Annotated in this window: 13 protein-coding genes; 9 read left to right on the top strand and 4 right to left on the bottom strand. The window is 72.7% G+C overall.

All coding sequences use genetic code 11. The annotated features are described in order from the left end of the window. Positions 1-121 precede the first annotated feature (121 nt). The 9 genes from ACIRNI_RS31820 to ACIRNI_RS31780 all read left to right on the top strand — a co-directional run bounded on the left by ACIRNI_RS31820 (position 122) and on the right by ACIRNI_RS31780 (position 10,718). Positions 122-910, top strand: a complete 789-nt coding sequence (locus ACIRNI_RS31820) for an SDR family NAD(P)-dependent oxidoreductase (RefSeq protein WP_403556851.1) — start codon at positions 122-124, stop codon at positions 908-910. 22 nt (positions 911-932) lie between these two features. After that, positions 933-1,628, top strand: a complete 696-nt coding sequence (locus ACIRNI_RS31815; protein ID WP_403556849.1) for a sigma-70 family RNA polymerase sigma factor — start codon at positions 933-935, stop codon at positions 1,626-1,628. Then, positions 1,628-2,854: an MFS transporter gene (locus tag ACIRNI_RS31810; RefSeq protein WP_403556847.1), complete on the top strand. Its 1,227-nt coding sequence runs from the start codon at positions 1,628-1,630 to the stop codon at positions 2,852-2,854. Before ACIRNI_RS31815 ends, ACIRNI_RS31810 begins: the two co-directional genes overlap by 1 nt. A gap of 73 nt (positions 2,855-2,927) precedes the next feature. Next, complete coding sequence (locus ACIRNI_RS31805) at positions 2,928-4,607, top strand: FAD-dependent oxidoreductase (protein WP_403556846.1); 1,680 nt, start codon at positions 2,928-2,930, stop codon at positions 4,605-4,607. 583 nt (positions 4,608-5,190) lie between these two features. After that, the gene (gene wecB, locus ACIRNI_RS31800; RefSeq protein ID WP_403556844.1) at positions 5,191-6,387 is read left to right on the top strand and encodes a non-hydrolyzing UDP-N-acetylglucosamine 2-epimerase; all 1,197 of its coding nucleotides are present in this window, start codon (positions 5,191-5,193) and stop codon (positions 6,385-6,387) included. 34 nt (positions 6,388-6,421) lie between these two features. Further along, entirely contained in the window at positions 6,422-7,132 is a 711-nt protein-coding gene (locus ACIRNI_RS31795) for a hypothetical protein (protein ID WP_403556842.1), read from the top strand. A 22-nt stretch (positions 7,133-7,154) separates the two neighbouring features. After that, entirely contained in the window at positions 7,155-8,465 is a 1,311-nt protein-coding gene (locus ACIRNI_RS31790; protein ID WP_403556840.1) for an FG-GAP repeat domain-containing protein, read from the top strand. Between the two features lie 128 nt (positions 8,466-8,593). After that, positions 8,594-9,841: an acyltransferase family protein gene (locus ACIRNI_RS31785; RefSeq protein ID WP_403556838.1), complete on the top strand. Its 1,248-nt coding sequence runs from the start codon at positions 8,594-8,596 to the stop codon at positions 9,839-9,841. Between the two features lie 67 nt (positions 9,842-9,908). After that, on the top strand, positions 9,909-10,718 hold the full coding sequence (locus tag ACIRNI_RS31780) for an alpha/beta fold hydrolase (RefSeq protein WP_403556837.1): 810 nt from the start codon (positions 9,909-9,911) through the stop codon (positions 10,716-10,718). Positions 10,719-10,808: 90 nt separating this feature from the next. On the opposite strand, the gene ACIRNI_RS31775 is transcribed toward ACIRNI_RS31780, so the two are convergent. The 4 genes from ACIRNI_RS31775 to ACIRNI_RS31760 form a co-directional block, all read right to left on the bottom strand. Next, complete coding sequence (locus tag ACIRNI_RS31775) at positions 10,809-11,828, bottom strand: MsnO8 family LLM class oxidoreductase (RefSeq protein WP_403556835.1); 1,020 nt, start codon at positions 11,826-11,828, stop codon at positions 10,809-10,811. Beyond that, positions 11,825-12,403 carry a hypothetical protein gene (locus tag ACIRNI_RS31770; protein WP_355368327.1) on the bottom strand — a complete coding sequence of 193 codons (579 nt, stop codon included), beginning with the start codon at positions 12,401-12,403 and terminating at the stop codon, positions 11,825-11,827. The genes ACIRNI_RS31775 and ACIRNI_RS31770 overlap by 4 nt, the downstream gene beginning before the upstream one ends. A 49-nt stretch (positions 12,404-12,452) precedes the next feature. Next, on the bottom strand, positions 12,453-13,346 hold the full coding sequence (locus ACIRNI_RS31765) for an alpha/beta hydrolase (RefSeq protein WP_403556833.1): 894 nt from the start codon (positions 13,344-13,346) through the stop codon (positions 12,453-12,455). 96 nt (positions 13,347-13,442) lie between these two features. Beyond that, positions 13,443-13,898, bottom strand: a complete 456-nt coding sequence (locus ACIRNI_RS31760; RefSeq protein WP_403556831.1) for a VOC family protein — start codon at positions 13,896-13,898, stop codon at positions 13,443-13,445. Positions 13,899-14,091: the final 193 nt, after the last annotated feature.

The following is a 14,091-nucleotide window of genomic DNA, read 5'->3' as shown; positions in this document are numbered from 1 at the left end:
AAGAAGGCAGCCCTCTGACCGGAGTCCCATCCGGCGCAGACACGGCGGTGCACCCCTCGCCCTCCCCCGTCGGGGGGTGCACCGCCGCCCCCGTTCCCTCCTCACCCACGAAAGAGAACCGATGGACCTGCACCTGGCCGGCCGGGTCTACCTCGTCACCGGCGCCTCCACGGGCATCGGCGAGGCCACCGCGCGGCTGCTGGCGGCCGAAGGAGCCCGGGTCGTCGGCGTGGCCCGCCGCACGGACGGCGTCGACGCCATCGGCCGCCCCGAGGTCACCTCGGTCGCCGCCGACCTGACCGACCCGGACGCGGCCCGGCGCGTCGTCGACGCCGTACTCGACCGGCACGGCCGCCTCGACGGGCTGGTCAACAACGCCGGCGCTCTCGTCTCCCACACAGGCTTCCTCGACGTCACCGACGCCGAGTGGCACCAGACCTTCGCCCTCAACTTCCACGCGCACGTACGGATGACCCGCGCGGTCCTGCCCGTCCTGCTGGAGCGCGGCGAGGGCAGCCTGGTCCACGTCGCCAGCGAGGCGGCCCGCTTCCCGGACCCGGGCATCGTCGACTACGCCGCCACCAAGACGGCCCTGCTGTCGCTGTCCAAGAGCCTGTCGGCCGAGTTCGCGCCGCGCGGCGTCCGCTCGGCCGTCGTCTCGCCCGGTCCCACGCGGACGGCGCTCTTCGACGCCCCCGGCGGCTTCGCCGAGCAGCTGGCCGAGCGGTACGGGCTGTCCGCCGACGCGGCCGTCGACCACTTCATCCGCGAGGAGCGCAAGCTGCCCACCGGCCGCATCGGCACGCCCGACGACGTCGCGCGGGTCATCGCGTACCTCCTCTCGCCGCAGGCCGGGCAGGTCACCGGCGCCGAATGGGCCGTGGACGGCGGAGCCCTCCGCCAGCTCTGACCGTGACCGCAAAGGACTCCCGATGACCGACACCCTCGCCCCGGCAGGGACCGCAGAAACCACAGAGACCCCACAGGCCTCACAGACCTCACAGACTGACGACACCGCACAGCCCGCGGAGACCCGGGAGCAGCGCAGTGCGCGCTTCGCGGGGGACGCGCTCGGCTACCGGGACCAGATGTACGCCGCCGCCCTGCGGCTGCACCGCAACCGCCCCGACGCCGAGGACCTGGTGCAGGAGACCTTCACCAAGGCCTACCAGTCCTTCCACCACTTCCGGGCGGGCACCAACCTGCGGGCGTGGCTCCACCGCATCCTGATCAACACCTTCATCACCAGCTACCGCAAACGGCAGCACGAGCCCCGGTGGGCGCTGATGGGGGACACGGACGACTGGCAGCACGTCCGGGCCGCCGGCCACGGCGCCGCCCGGCTGCCCTCCGCCGAGTCCCAGGTGCTGGACCACCTGCCCGAGCACGAGGTGCTGGAGGCGCTGCGCGCGCTGCCCGCGGAGTTCCGTACCGTCGTCTACCTCGCCGACGTCGAGGGGCTGGCGTACCGGGAGATAGCCGCCCGCCTGGGCGTCCCGCACGGCACGGTCACCTCCCGCCTCCACCGCGGCCGCCGCCGACTGCGCGCCCAGCTCACGCCGTACGCCCGCCACCGCCGCCTGACCGGCTGCCCCGGCCACGCCCGCGCGCGGCGGGAGGGCCTCTGATGCCCCTCGCGCTCCTCGCCCTCGCGCTCGGTGCCTTCGGCATCGGCACCACCGAGTTCGTGATCGTCGGCCTGCTCCCCGAGGTGGCCCGCGACCTGTCGGTCCCCATCCCCAGCGCCGGCATGCTCGTCACCGGCTACGCCCTCGGCGTCGTCGTCGGCGCGCCCCTGATGACCGCGGCGGGCTCGCGGCTGCCCCGCAAGACCATGCTCACCCTCCTGATGGGCGTCTTCATCGCGGGCAACCTGCTGTGCGCGCTCGCCCCCACGTACGAACTCCTCATGGCGGGGCGCCTGGTGGCCGCCCTCACCCACGGCGCCTTCTTCGGCATCGGCTCCGTCGTCGCCGCGAACGTCGTCGCGCCCGACAAGAAGGCCAGCGCCATCGCCCTGATGTTCATCGGGCTGACCGTGGCCAATGTGCTCGGCGTCCCCCTGGGCACCGTGCTGGGCCAGCACTTCGGCTGGCGCTCCACCTTCTGGGCCGTCACCGCGCTCGGCATCGTCGGCATGACCGCCGTCGCCGCCCTCGTACCGCCCCAGCCGAAGGAGGCGGACGCGGGCCTGCGCGGCGAACTGGCGGTCTTCCGCCGCCCGCAGGTGTGGCTGGCGCTCGCCATGACCACGCTCGGCTTCGGCGGGGTGTTCGCCTCCTTCACATACATCGCCCCGATGATGACCGAGGTGGCGGGCTTCTCCGCCGGGGCGGTGGCCTGGCTGCTCGTCCTGTTCGGGCTGGGCCTGTGCGTCGGCAACGTCCTCGGCGGGAAGGCCGCCGACCGGGCCGTGATGCCCAGCCTGTACGTCATCCTCGGCGCGCTCGCCGTGGTGCTGCTGGTCTTCACGTACACGGCCCGCGCGCCCCTGCCCGCCGCGCTCACCCTCTTCGTCTTCGGCGTGGTCGGCTTCGCCACCGTGCCGCCGCTGCAGACGCGTGTGATGCAGCAGGCCGAGGGAGCACCCGCCCTCGCCTCCGCCGCCAACATCGCGGCCTTCAACCTCGGCAACGCCGTGGGCGCCTGGCTCGGCGGCCTCACCGTCGAGCACGGCCTCGGCTACACCGCGCCCAACTGGACCGGCGCGCTGCTCGCCGCGGCCGGCCTGGCCGTGGCTGTGCTCTCCGGCCTGCTCGACCGGCGGACCCGCCGGCGCGCGGCTCCGCGATCGGAGGCGACGGCTCCCGGCCGGCCGGAGCAGCCGGATGCCGCTCCGTACGCCCCCGTCTGACGGGCCGGAACCGCCTTCCGCATTCGTTCCTCCGTTCCTCACCATCACCACAAGAAACCTGAGGTAAGCGACCATGAGTGGAGTCAATCGCCGTTCGGTGCTGAGCAGCGGCGCGGCCCTCGCCGGCGGTGCCGCCGTCACCGCGGGCCTGGCCACGGCCGCCGTCGCCGCGCCGTCCGCCGCCCCGGCGGGTGCGGCGAGCGCGGGGACCGGGGCCACGATCCGGCCCGGAGACCCTCGCTACCCGGAGCTGACGACGGGCAACAACCAGCGCTTCGTCGCCAGACCCGACTACATCAAGATGATCAGGTCCTCGGCCGACGCCGAGAAGGCCCTGCGCGACGCGTTCCGCGCCCGCAAGCGCGTCTCGGTGCGCAGCGGCGGCCACTGCTTCGCCGACTTCGCGTGCAACCCCGAGATCGAGGTCATCCTCGACTTCTCCGAGATGACCGACGTCGGGTACGACGCCGCTCGCCGCGCCTTCTACGTCGAACCCGGCGCCCGGCTCATCAACGTCTACGAGGCGCTCTACAAGGGCTGGGGCGTCACCGTGCCGGGCGGCATCTGCTACAGCGTCGGCGCCGGCGGACACATAGCCGGCGGCGGCTACGGCCTGCTCTCCCGCGCCCACGGCCTGGTCGTGGACCATCTGTACGCGGTGGAGATCGTGGTCGTCGACGCGGCGGGCCGCACCCGGACCGTGGTCGCCACCCGGGAGGAGGACGACCCGCACCGGGACCTGTGGTGGGCCCACACCGGCGGCGGGGGCGGCAACTTCGGCCTGGTGACCCGCTACTGGTTCCGCTCGCCGGACGCCCGGGGCACGGCGCCCGAGGACCAGCTGATCTCGCCGCCGTCCACGGTCCTGGTCAGCGCCGTGGACTTCCCGTGGGACCAGCTCGACGAGACGAAGTTCGCGCGGCTGCTGAAGAACTTCGGCGCCTGGCACGAGCAGCACAGCGGCCCGGACTCGGAGTACCGCCACCTCAGCAGCCTCTTCAACGTCAGCTCCAAGGCCCATGGCAGCCTCGGCATGTTCACCCAGGTCGACGCGACCGTGCCCGGCGCCCGGCAGCTGCTCGACAGCTACCTGGCGGCCATCACCGCCGGCACCGGCATCAAGCCCCGCGCGCTGACCAAGCCCACGGGCGAGCTGCCCGCCATGCCGCAGCTCGCGGAGCCGCGCACCATGCCGTGGCTCCAGGCGACGCGGCTGGTGGGCACCAACAACCCGACCATCACCGACCCCACGTCACGGGGCGCCCACAAGTCCGGCTACATGCGGCGCAACTTCACCGACGCCCAGATCGCCGCGCTCTACAAGCACATGACGCGCCCGGACTTCACCAACCCCGACACCATGCTGGTGCTGTTCTCCTTCGGCGGCCGCGTCAACGCGGTGGCGCCGGACGCGACGGCGAACGCGCAGCGCAGCTCGGTGTTCAAGATGTGCTTCCAGACCTTCTGGCAGGACGAGAGCGAGGACGACTTCTACCTCGGCTGGGTGCGTGACCTGTACGAGGACTTCTTCGCGGCGACGGGCGGGGTGCCGGTCATCGACGACCGCACCGACGGCTGCTACATCAACTACCCCGACCGTGACGTCGCCGACCCGCGGCGCAACCGGTCCGGCGTGCCGTGGCAGACGCTGTACTACAAGGACAACTATCCGAAGCTCCAGCAGGTCAAGCGCCGTTACGACCCGGCGAACTTCTTCCGTCACTCCCTCTCGGTGGAGCCCGCCAAGCGCTGAGGCACCGTTCCCGATCCCCGCCCAGGGCGGCCCGGCATCCCCGCCGGGCCGCCCTTCGCCGTGTACGGGCCCGGCCGAGCCGGCGTAGGGCCCCCTGGCACCCCGTCGTCGGCCTCTGAGCCCTCTGAGGGCCCCTGAAGGCCCTCCACGGCCCCTTGAGGCCCCGCCCCCCACTGCGTCCGTCGCGTGCCCCACGCGGCGGGCGCAGTGGCGTTTCCGCCCCGGCTCCGCAGGCGCCAACCGCCTTGCCCGGTCGGGGTGTTGGGCGTTCAAGGCGCGCGGTGTGCAAGTCGGGGCGGCGCGACTTGACGGCAGAGATAGCTCACGGAAAAGATATCTCTCGTCCGGAAGGGAGAAACGCCCCGGAGCTTCGGCTCCGAGAGGCGTCGCACCTCACCTCCCGCCGGCGGCGCAGTGTCCGGCGCCCGGTCTCAACCCCGGCGCCTGAGCCATCCGGCCGCCCCACGCACGGCCGCACGCACGCTCCATGCCCCACGGCACCACACCCCACGTGGCTCCCCGCACCGCGCCCTGCCCGTCCTCCAGTCCCTGCCGTCATCCACGTCGTAAAGGAATGGCACCCATGCGGTCCGTCGCAGTAGTCCTCGGTACCAGGCCCGAAGCCATCAAGTTCGCCCCGGTCATCCGCGCGCTCCAGGACGACCCCCGGTTCGACCCCGTGGTCATCTCGACCGGGCAGCACCGCCAGATGCTCGACGAGACGCTCGACGCCTTCGGCCTGAAGCCCGACATCGACCTGGAGATCATGGCCCCGAAGCAGACCCTCTCCCAGGTCACCTACCGCTCGCTGCGCGGCCTGGAGGAGCACTTCGCGATGCTCTCCACCGAGGCCGTGCTCGTCCACGGCGACACGGCCACCACCCTCGCCGGCGCCCTCTCCGGCTTCCACCACCGCATCCCCGTCGTCCACGTGGAGGCGGGCCTGCGCAGCGGTCACCTCGGCTCGCCGTTCCCGGAGGAGGGCAACCGCCGGCTCGTGGCCCAGGTCGCCCACCTGCACCTGGCGCCCACCCCCGGCAACCGCGCCAACCTCCTGCGCGAAGGCATCAGCGAGGACACCGTCGTGGTCACCGGAAACACCGTCATCGACGCGCTCCAGTGGGCGTGCGACAAGGCGGACGACTACGGCGACCCGGCCCTCGCCGACCTCGACACCGACCCGCGGCGGATCATCCTCGCCTCCGCGCACCGGCGTGAGGCATGGCCGCACCTGCCCGAGATCGCCGAGGCCTTCGCCGAGATCGCCGACGAGCCCGACGTACGGGTCGTCGTCCCGCTGCACCGCAACCCGGTGGTGCGCGAGGCGATGCTGCCCCGGATCGGCGACCACCCCAACATCACCGTCGTCGACCCGCTGCCGTACCTGAACTTCTGCCGGCTGATGCGCCGCGCCGACCTCATCCTCTCCGACAGCAGCGGCTCCCAGGAGGAGGGCCCCGCCCTCGGCAAGCCGACGCTCGTCCTCGGCACCGTCACCGAGCGCTCCGAAGCCATCGTGGCCGGCACCGCCCGCCTGGTCGGCACCAGCACCAAGACCATCGTCGGCGGAGCCACCCGACTCCTGCGCGACCAGGCCGAGTACGACCGGATGGCCGCCGCCGCCAACCCGTACGGCGACGGCCGGGCCACCGAGCGCACGGTCGGCGCGCTGGCGCACTTCTTCGGCGACGGCCCGCCGGTGGAGCCCTTCGTCCCGGGCACCCCGGTCGACGAGCTCGCCGCCGAACTCGCCCGCACCGCCTCGTACGCACGGGCCTGAGGGTCCGTCACCCACAGGAGAGGCCCACAGCACCGTGCCCGAGACCGCCCTCGCCTTCAGCGGCCCCCGCATCGAAGCGACGCTCGTACGCGACGCCCGCGACTACCCCGTGCGCGACGCCGCCATCGTCGTCAACACCGGTGTCACCGACGTCCACATCGCCGAAACGCCCCGCAAGAGCATCCCGCCCCTGTCCTCCACGATCCTGGCCGACACCCGCGTCGAGCGGGCCGACACCCTCGTCCTGCTCCGCGTACGCGACGGGGCGGGCATGCCCGGCATCACCGAAGACCCTGGCTGGGACCTCCTCGGCGACGTCCTCGCCGGCTTCCCCCGGGACACCCCCCTGTGGAAGAGCCCCCAGGACGACGCGGGCACCGTCACCTTCGACGCCGCCCACCTGCTGGGGGAGACCCCGGAACCGCTCCGGCCGGAGACGTACGACGTCAAGGTCAACCTCTGGTACGCCCCCGCCGGCACCGACTGCGCCATCCACAACCAGCACGACTTCATCGAGGTCCACACCCAGGTCCACGGCATCGGCCGCATGCAGAAGTTCCGCGAGCAGGACCACCGCACCCTCTACCAGGACGTCGTGATGGCCCCGGGCTACACCACCCCGGACCCCTTCTGCTCCACCGCCCCCGACGGCACCTACCTCTACCCCTGGCACCAGTACCGCGCCGACACCGACTGCGTCTGGCTCGCCGTCGAGTACCACCACCGCCGCCCCGCCGCCCACTGACCGAACCCGTGAGGAGCACACCATGACCAGCAACGACCAGTCGCAGTCCCAGTCCCGGTCGCAGTCCCAGCCCCAGCTCCCGCTCCGGACCCCGAAGTTCACCCCGGAGCTCGTCGCCGACCAGCTGCGCGACGGATACTGGCTGGAGGCCCCGGACATCGACGGCGACGGCCGCCCGGACCTGTTCGGCTACGGGCTGCGCCTCGGCGAGATCTACTGGTACCAGAACGACGAGCGGTGGACCCGCCGCCTGGTCCAGGACAAGATCAAGATGCCGGTCGGCGCCGACTTCGCCGACGTCAGCGGCAACGGCCACCCCGACATCATCCTCTGCTACGACCTGTACGGCCCGATCGGCACCATCCACGACGCCAACACCGCGGGCGGGAAGATCGACTGGCTGGAGAACCCCGGCTCCCCGGAAAAGGACGAGTCCCGCTGGAAGCGCCACTACATCGGCCGCGCCACCGGTATGCACCGGCTGCGCGTCGGGCACTTCACGCAGAAGGAGCGCCTGGAGGTCATCGGCCTGCCGATCGTGGCCAAGGAGGACGTGCACGCCGTGCTGCCGGTGGTGATGTTCACCCAGCCCGACGACGTGCACACGGCCGAGGAGTGGCCGATGACCGTCATCGACGACAGCCACTTCCGCATGATCCACGGCGCGGAGAAGAAGAAGGGCCTCATACCGGGCTCGGACCTCGACTCGCTGCTCCTCGCCTCCGACGAGGGTGTGACCTGGCTGTACTGGGACGCGGACCGCAAGGAGTGGATCCGCGAGCTCATCGGCACCGGTGAGCTGACCCAGTTCGAGCAGACCGGCTTCCGCGGCAGCGGCGACCTCAACGCCGGCCGGCTCGGCGACGACCCGATGGCGTACGTCGCCGCCATCGAGCCCTTCCACGGCAACACGGTCGCCGTCTACACCAAGTCCACCGACGGCCCGCCCGGCGCCAAGCCATCCTGGAACCGCGTCCTCCTCGACGTCTACGGCGACCCCAACGAGAACGGCGAGGGCCCCGGCCACCAGATCGTCTGCGCCGACTTCGACGGCGACGGCGACGACGAGTTCCTGGTCGCGCTGCGCGGTCCGTGGCCCTGGCAGGGCGTCATGTACTACAAGGCCATCGACGCGGCCAACGGCGTCTGGGCCAAGTGGCGGGTCTCCGAGGAGTCCGTCGCCCGCATCGCCACCGCCGACTTCAACGGCGACGGCCGGCTGGACTTCGCCACCATCGCGTACTCGGTCCAGAACTACTACGTGGCCAAGGAAGCCAAGCTCATGGTCTACCGCAACGAGATGGACGTGCCCTCGGCCGACGACGCCGAGTAGCCATCCCACCCCTGCCGTTCCACTCGGGGGCGACCGCCGCCCGGCGGCCGCCCCCGGCCGAACCCGAACCCGAACGCGAACCCGAACAGTCCCGCCCGTCGTCCCTCTCGCCGGAAAGCACCCACACCATGTCTGTGTCCTCGTCCTCCACCGCCGCCGCTCGCAGACCCGCCAACCTCCCCTCCCTCACCGGTCTCCGCTTCTTCGCGGCCCTCCTGGTCTTCTTCTTCCACGCCTCCCTGATGGACTCGCCCATCCCGCCGAACGCCCCGATCAACCCGTTCGCGGACGACGGCGTGGCCGGGTTCTTCACCACGGCCTTCAGCAAGGCCGGCTACATGGGCGTGTCGTTCTTCTTCGTCCTCAGCGGCTTCGTCCTCGCCTGGGCCTCCCGCCCCGGCGAGCGCCTGACCTCCTTCTGGCGGCGGCGCGTGTTCAAGATCTTCCCGAACCACCTGGTGGTCTTCGCCGCCTCGCTGCTGCTCTTCGCCGGCGCCGCCGTCACCAGCGTGGGCGACTGGCTGCCGAACATGCTGCTGATCCACACCTTCTTCCCGCAGCCGTCCATCAACCTCAGCGTCAACCCGCCGAGCTGGTCCCTGGGCAGCGAGTTCCTCTTCTACATGCTGTTCCCGCTGCTCATGGTGGGGATCCGCAAGATCGCCGAGAAGCGGCTGTGGCTCTGGTCCGGCCTGATGGTCGCCGGCATGGTCGGCGTGCAGCTCGTCACCCGCTTCCTCATCCCCGACACCCCGAAGTCGGCGATCACCCCCATCTCCGACCTCCAGTTCTGGTTCGGCTACCTCTTCCCGCCCGCCCGCGTCTTCGAGTTCGCCCTGGGCATCCTCCTCGCCCGCATCGTCCTCGCCGGCCGCTGGCCGCGCCGCATCGGCTTCGGCGTCTCGCTCGTGCTGTCGGTGATCGGTTACGCCGCCGCCCTGGTCGCCCCGTTCGAGTACGGCTTCGTCGTCGCCACCATCGTCCCGGTCGCCGCGCTCATCTGCTCCGTGGCCTCGGGCGACGTGGCGGGGCGCGACACCTGGCTGCGCAGCCGGCCCATGGTGTGGCTCGGCGAGGTCTCCTTCGGCTTCTACCTCGTGCAGGGCGTCACGATCTTCTACCTGCGCTCGCTGCTCGGTGAGAGCACGTACAGCGTCCCCGTCGCCATCCTCGTGGTCATCGGCTTCTTCGCGGTCTCCCTGCTGGGCGGCTGGCTGCTGTACCGGTTCGTGGAGACGCCCGCCATGCGGCGCTGGAGCCGCGGACGCAAGCGACCCGCCGCGGTGACCGCCCCGCAGACCGCCGCCATCCCGGCGCAGGCCACCGCGCACCACGACACCCTCCCGCAGCGGCCCTCGTCGCCGGTACGCGGCTGAGCCCCCGCTCACACGGCCCGCACCCTTCCCCCCGACCGCATCCCATCGCTCCCGAGGAGGCGTCACCATGCCCACCGTCACCGTCGCGGGCACCGAGGTCCACTACCGTGCCGAAGGCTCCGGACCCGGCCTGCTCCTCATCCACGGCTCCACCGCCGACTCCGAGGCGAACTACGCGGCCATGCGGCCGCTGCTCACCGACCGCTTCACCGTCATCACCCCCGACTACGCCGGAAGCGGCCGCACCGCACTGCCCCGCGGGGAGCTCACCCTGGACCTGCTGGTCCGCCAGGTCGCCGCCGCGGCCCGCGCCGCCGCCCCCGGCCCGGTCCACGTCGTCGGCGCCTCACTGGGCGCGGTGGTCGCCGCGGCGCTGGCGGCCGAACAGCCGGACCTGGTGCGGCGGCTGGTCCTCGTGGGCGGCTGGGCCCGCAACGACGACCCCCGGCAGGAGCTGGCGCTCGGCCTGTGGCGCCGCCTCGCCGACCTCGACACCCTGGCGTACCAGCAGTTCATCACCCTGCTGTCGCTCTCCCCGGACCGGCTCTCGGCCACGAGCCGCGAGGAGATCGCCGCCGCTGCGGCGGCCGCCCGTCCGTCCGAGGGAGCCCGCCGCCAGCTCGACCTGGACCTCGCCGTGGACATCCGCGACCGGTTGCCCGCCATCGAGGCCCCCACCCTGGTCGTCGGCGCCCGCCAGGACCAGGTCATCCCCGTCGCGCACTCCAGGGAACTGCACCGGGGGATCGCCCACAGCCGCTACACGGAACTCGACTGCGGCCACAACATCCCGTACGAGCGTCCCGCCGACCTGGCCGCGCTGCTGCGCGAGTACCTGGAGGAGGAGCTCGCCGTGACAGCGGCCGCGGCCGGCTAGGCCGGACATCCCCGGAAAGGAAACGACGGAGCGGCGGCACCACCGCACAACGCGGTGGTACCGCCGCTCCGTCTTGCGTGCGCCCGGTCGTCAGGCGACCGCGGGTTCCCGGTGCGCGCCCGCCGCGCGCAGACCGGAGCCGCCGGACAGCGCGAAGGCCTGCGCCAGCAGCTCGTAGGAGCGCACCCGGTCGGCGGGGTCCTGCGTCAGCGTGTTGACCATGATCTCGTCGACCCCGTGCGCCGCCGCCAGCCGCTCCAGCTCCTCGCGTACCTGCTCCGGTGTGCCGCAGACGAGCGCCTGGCTGTTGACGGCGGCCCGGTCCGCCTCCGCGCCGCTCCACCGGTGCCGCCGCGCCTCCTCCGGCGAGGGCAGCGGGCGGTCCTCGCCGAGGTCCTTGCGGGTGCGCCACAGCAGCAGGCTGAGCGCCAGCCCGTCGGCCCGTTCGCGGGTGTCGGCGACGACGGCGCGGACGGCCAGCACGCCCTTCTCCGCAGGGCCCCCGCCCGGCGCGGCCGCCGACGCGGCCAGGCCCTGCCGGTAGCCCTCCAGGGCGGCCACGCCCGGCTCCGGGGCGAGGAAGTGCGCGAAGGCGAACGACGCGCCGAGCTCGCCCGCCAGCACGGCGGAGCGGGTGCCCGCGCCCAGCAGCCACAGCCGCGGGGGCACGTCGGGCGCCGACACCAGCGGCGGCAGCTGCCCCGCCTCCCGGCCCTCGCCGATGCCCAGCAGCCGGCTCACCTCCCGTACCTGCTGCGGGAAGCGCTGCGCGGGCCCGCCGGCCCGGCCGAGCCCGAGATCGACGCGGCCGGGGTGCAGCGAGGCCAGCACCGAGAAGACCTCGGCCACCTTCACCGGCTCGTAGCGCGGCAGCAGCACGCCACCGGTGCCGATCCGCATACGCGTGGTGCGCGACAGCAGCGTCCCGGCGAGGATCTCCGGGGCGGTGCCGGCGAACCCGGGGGAGTGGTGGTGCTCGGCGACCCAGTACCGGGTGAACCCCAGGGCATCGGCCCGCTCCGCCAGCTCCACGGAGGCGCGCAGGGCGTCGGAGTGGGTGAAGCCCTCGCCGACGGGGGACTGGTCCAGGACGGAAAGGCGCAGGCTCATGACGGGAGTCCCTTCGTACGCGGGTTGAGCACGGCACGGGGACCGAGCGACGTGTGGCCGGCGATGGTGGCCGGCACGATCCTGAAGTCCCGTTCGAAGACCAGGTTGTGGATGTCGGCGGCGGCGATCGCGCGCAGGACGGGCAGTTCGGCCGCGGCCTGTTCGGCGGTGAAGACGTTCAGCGGCCACTCGCCGACCGTGGCACCCCGCAGGTGTGGATGGTGGAAACCTCCCCCGTAGTGCGCGGTGAGGGTGATCGGGGCGATCTCGGTGATCCGCTGCTGCGGCCAGGTCAGCGCCCAGACGGCCGCCACACCGCCGTCCGGCGTCCGGTGCACCCCGGAGGCCCTGACCTCACCGGTGCGGTCCAGCAGGTGCTCGTTGATCTCCTCCAGAGCCTGCTCGGCGTACGGGCTCAGCAGCTCGACCGCCTGGGCGAACAGGCGCTCCTTGCCCTGGCGGGACGCCTGGTTGCCGTGCGTGCCGTCCCGCAGGTCGCCGAAGTGGCGCAACAGCGCGCCGATATGACCGGGGACCGTGCCGGGCGGGGTGGAGGTGGTGCCGGTGCTGTTCATGGCCTCTCTCTTTCTCGTCTCTTTCTCACATCGGAGTTGTCAGGGCTTGTCAGAGCCGGGGTGCCGCCCTCAGACCGGACAGCCGGTCGCTCAGGGCGTCCGCCAGCCAGTGGCGCAGCCCCCGGGGGTCGTCCGCCCCCTCGGTGCGCCCGTCCCGGAACCGGAACCCTCCGACGCCGGCGGGCTGGAGGAAGGCGCCGTGCAGGAGGTGCGGGAACTCGTGGAAGGTCACGTCGTTTCCGGCCTCCCGCAGCATGCGCGCGTAGGCGCGTACGTCGTCGGCGACCGGGTCGAACGCGCCGACCCCGAGGATCGCCGGGGCGAGCCCGGCAAGGCTGTCGGCCTCGAAGGGCGTACTGGGCGGGAAGGCGGCGCCGGTGTTCCCGCCCCGGTAGTCGCGCCAGGCCGCGGCCATGCCCTCCTGGCTCGGGAAGTTGTCGCGGTAGCGGGTGTAGGACCGGGCACGGCAGGACGGGTCCAGCGGCGGGTAGGCGAGGACCTGCGCGCTCAGCGGCTCGCCCCGGTCGCGCCGGACCAGCGCCGCGGACGCCGCGATCGTCCCGCCCGAGCTGTCGCCGCCGACGGCGACGGGCGGCAGCCCCTCGGCGGCGGCGCGCTCCTGGGCCCAGTCCAGGACGGTGAGCACGTCGTGGAGGGCCGCCGGGTGCCGGTGCTGCGGGGCGAGCCGGTAGTCGACGCTGACCACCGCGCACCCCGACCGGCCGGCCAGGTCCGCGCAGGCGGCGTGCCAGCCCTCCAGCGAGCCGGTCCGCCAGCTGCCGCCGTGCCCCCAGACCAGCCAGCCCGCGTGACCGCCTTCGGGCCGGTAGACGCGGACGGGGATGTCGTGCCGGGCGGCCCGGACGCGCAGCGGATGCCAGACGACGTCCTGCACGTCACGGTCGCGGCCACGGTCACGATCACGGTGAGCTGCGTACGGCATGGCGGCTGCCTCCCTTTCGGATCTCTCCCTCTCGGGTCCCTCGGAATCGATCCTGCGCCCACCGCCGCCGACCAGCCAGAACCCTGTTCTGGGTAGTCATCCCACGGTCAGGTTGGCGCCGTCCGTCCCCTGGGGCAGGTCGCGGTAGCCCTGGCTGACCTCGACCACGTTGCCCTCGGGGTCGGCGAGCCAGACGCTGCGCCAGCCGGGGATGAACGCGTCGAAGTCCAGGGGCCCCAGGGTGACGCGGGCGGCGTCGCCCATCCGCGCCAGGAAGCCGTCCACGTCCTCGGTCTGGAACGCGAGATGCCGTACGGCTCCGGCGGTGTGCGGCCCGTCGGCGGAGGAATCGGGCGCGGGCCCGGCCGCGGCCTCCTCCGGCCCGAGCGAGCACAGCTCCAGATAGGCGTCACCGAGCCGGAGGAAGACGAACCGGGCGCCCGCCACGTCGAAGGCGCGGGCACGTGTCATGCCGAACCAGCGGCGGTAGAACTCCTCGGTCGTGTCGAGGTTCCGGCAGTTCAGGGCGGCGTGTGACCACCGCAGAGCCATGGGCGTCCTTTCGACGGGGGCGGATCCGGCCCTGGCCGGGCCTGGCCCCACCCTCCGGTTCGCCGCGCCACCGGAACAAGGCGCACTTGCCGAGGTCGCCGCCGCGTACCCGCACACGAGTCCGGCCGCGGGGCGCGTGGTGCGCGCTCCGCGGCCGGACTTGTGTGATGGGTCGTCAGCTTCTCGCTGTCCG

It is taken from the genome of Streptomyces sp. NPDC093546 (assembly GCF_044765045.1).
Taxonomy (GTDB): domain Bacteria; phylum Actinomycetota; class Actinomycetes; order Streptomycetales; family Streptomycetaceae; genus Streptomyces.
This window is presented reverse-complemented; position numbering and strand designations above follow the sequence as displayed.

Coding starts and splice junctions, on each gene's coding strand:
- ACIRNI_RS31810 (WP_403556847.1), top strand. CDS start 1,628: ATGCCCCTCGCGCTCCTCGCCCTCGCGCTCGGTGCCTTCGGCATCGGC.
- ACIRNI_RS31770 (WP_355368327.1), bottom strand. CDS start 12,403: ATGAACAGCACCGGCACCACCTCCACCCCGCCCGGCACGGTCCCCGGT.
- ACIRNI_RS31765 (WP_403556833.1), bottom strand. CDS start 13,346: ATGCCGTACGCAGCTCACCGTGATCGTGACCGTGGCCGCGACCGTGAC.
- ACIRNI_RS31775 (WP_403556835.1), bottom strand. CDS start 11,828: ATGAGCCTGCGCCTTTCCGTCCTGGACCAGTCCCCCGTCGGCGAGGGC.
- ACIRNI_RS31780 (WP_403556837.1), top strand. CDS start 9,909: ATGCCCACCGTCACCGTCGCGGGCACCGAGGTCCACTACCGTGCCGAA.
- ACIRNI_RS31815 (WP_403556849.1), top strand. CDS start 933: ATGACCGACACCCTCGCCCCGGCAGGGACCGCAGAAACCACAGAGACC.
- ACIRNI_RS31785 (WP_403556838.1), top strand. CDS start 8,594: ATGTCTGTGTCCTCGTCCTCCACCGCCGCCGCTCGCAGACCCGCCAAC.
- ACIRNI_RS31760 (WP_403556831.1), bottom strand. CDS start 13,898: ATGGCTCTGCGGTGGTCACACGCCGCCCTGAACTGCCGGAACCTCGAC.
- ACIRNI_RS31805 (WP_403556846.1), top strand. CDS start 2,928: ATGAGTGGAGTCAATCGCCGTTCGGTGCTGAGCAGCGGCGCGGCCCTC.
- ACIRNI_RS31820 (WP_403556851.1), top strand. CDS start 122: ATGGACCTGCACCTGGCCGGCCGGGTCTACCTCGTCACCGGCGCCTCC.
- ACIRNI_RS31790 (WP_403556840.1), top strand. CDS start 7,155: ATGACCAGCAACGACCAGTCGCAGTCCCAGTCCCGGTCGCAGTCCCAG.
- wecB (WP_403556844.1), top strand. CDS start 5,191: ATGCGGTCCGTCGCAGTAGTCCTCGGTACCAGGCCCGAAGCCATCAAG.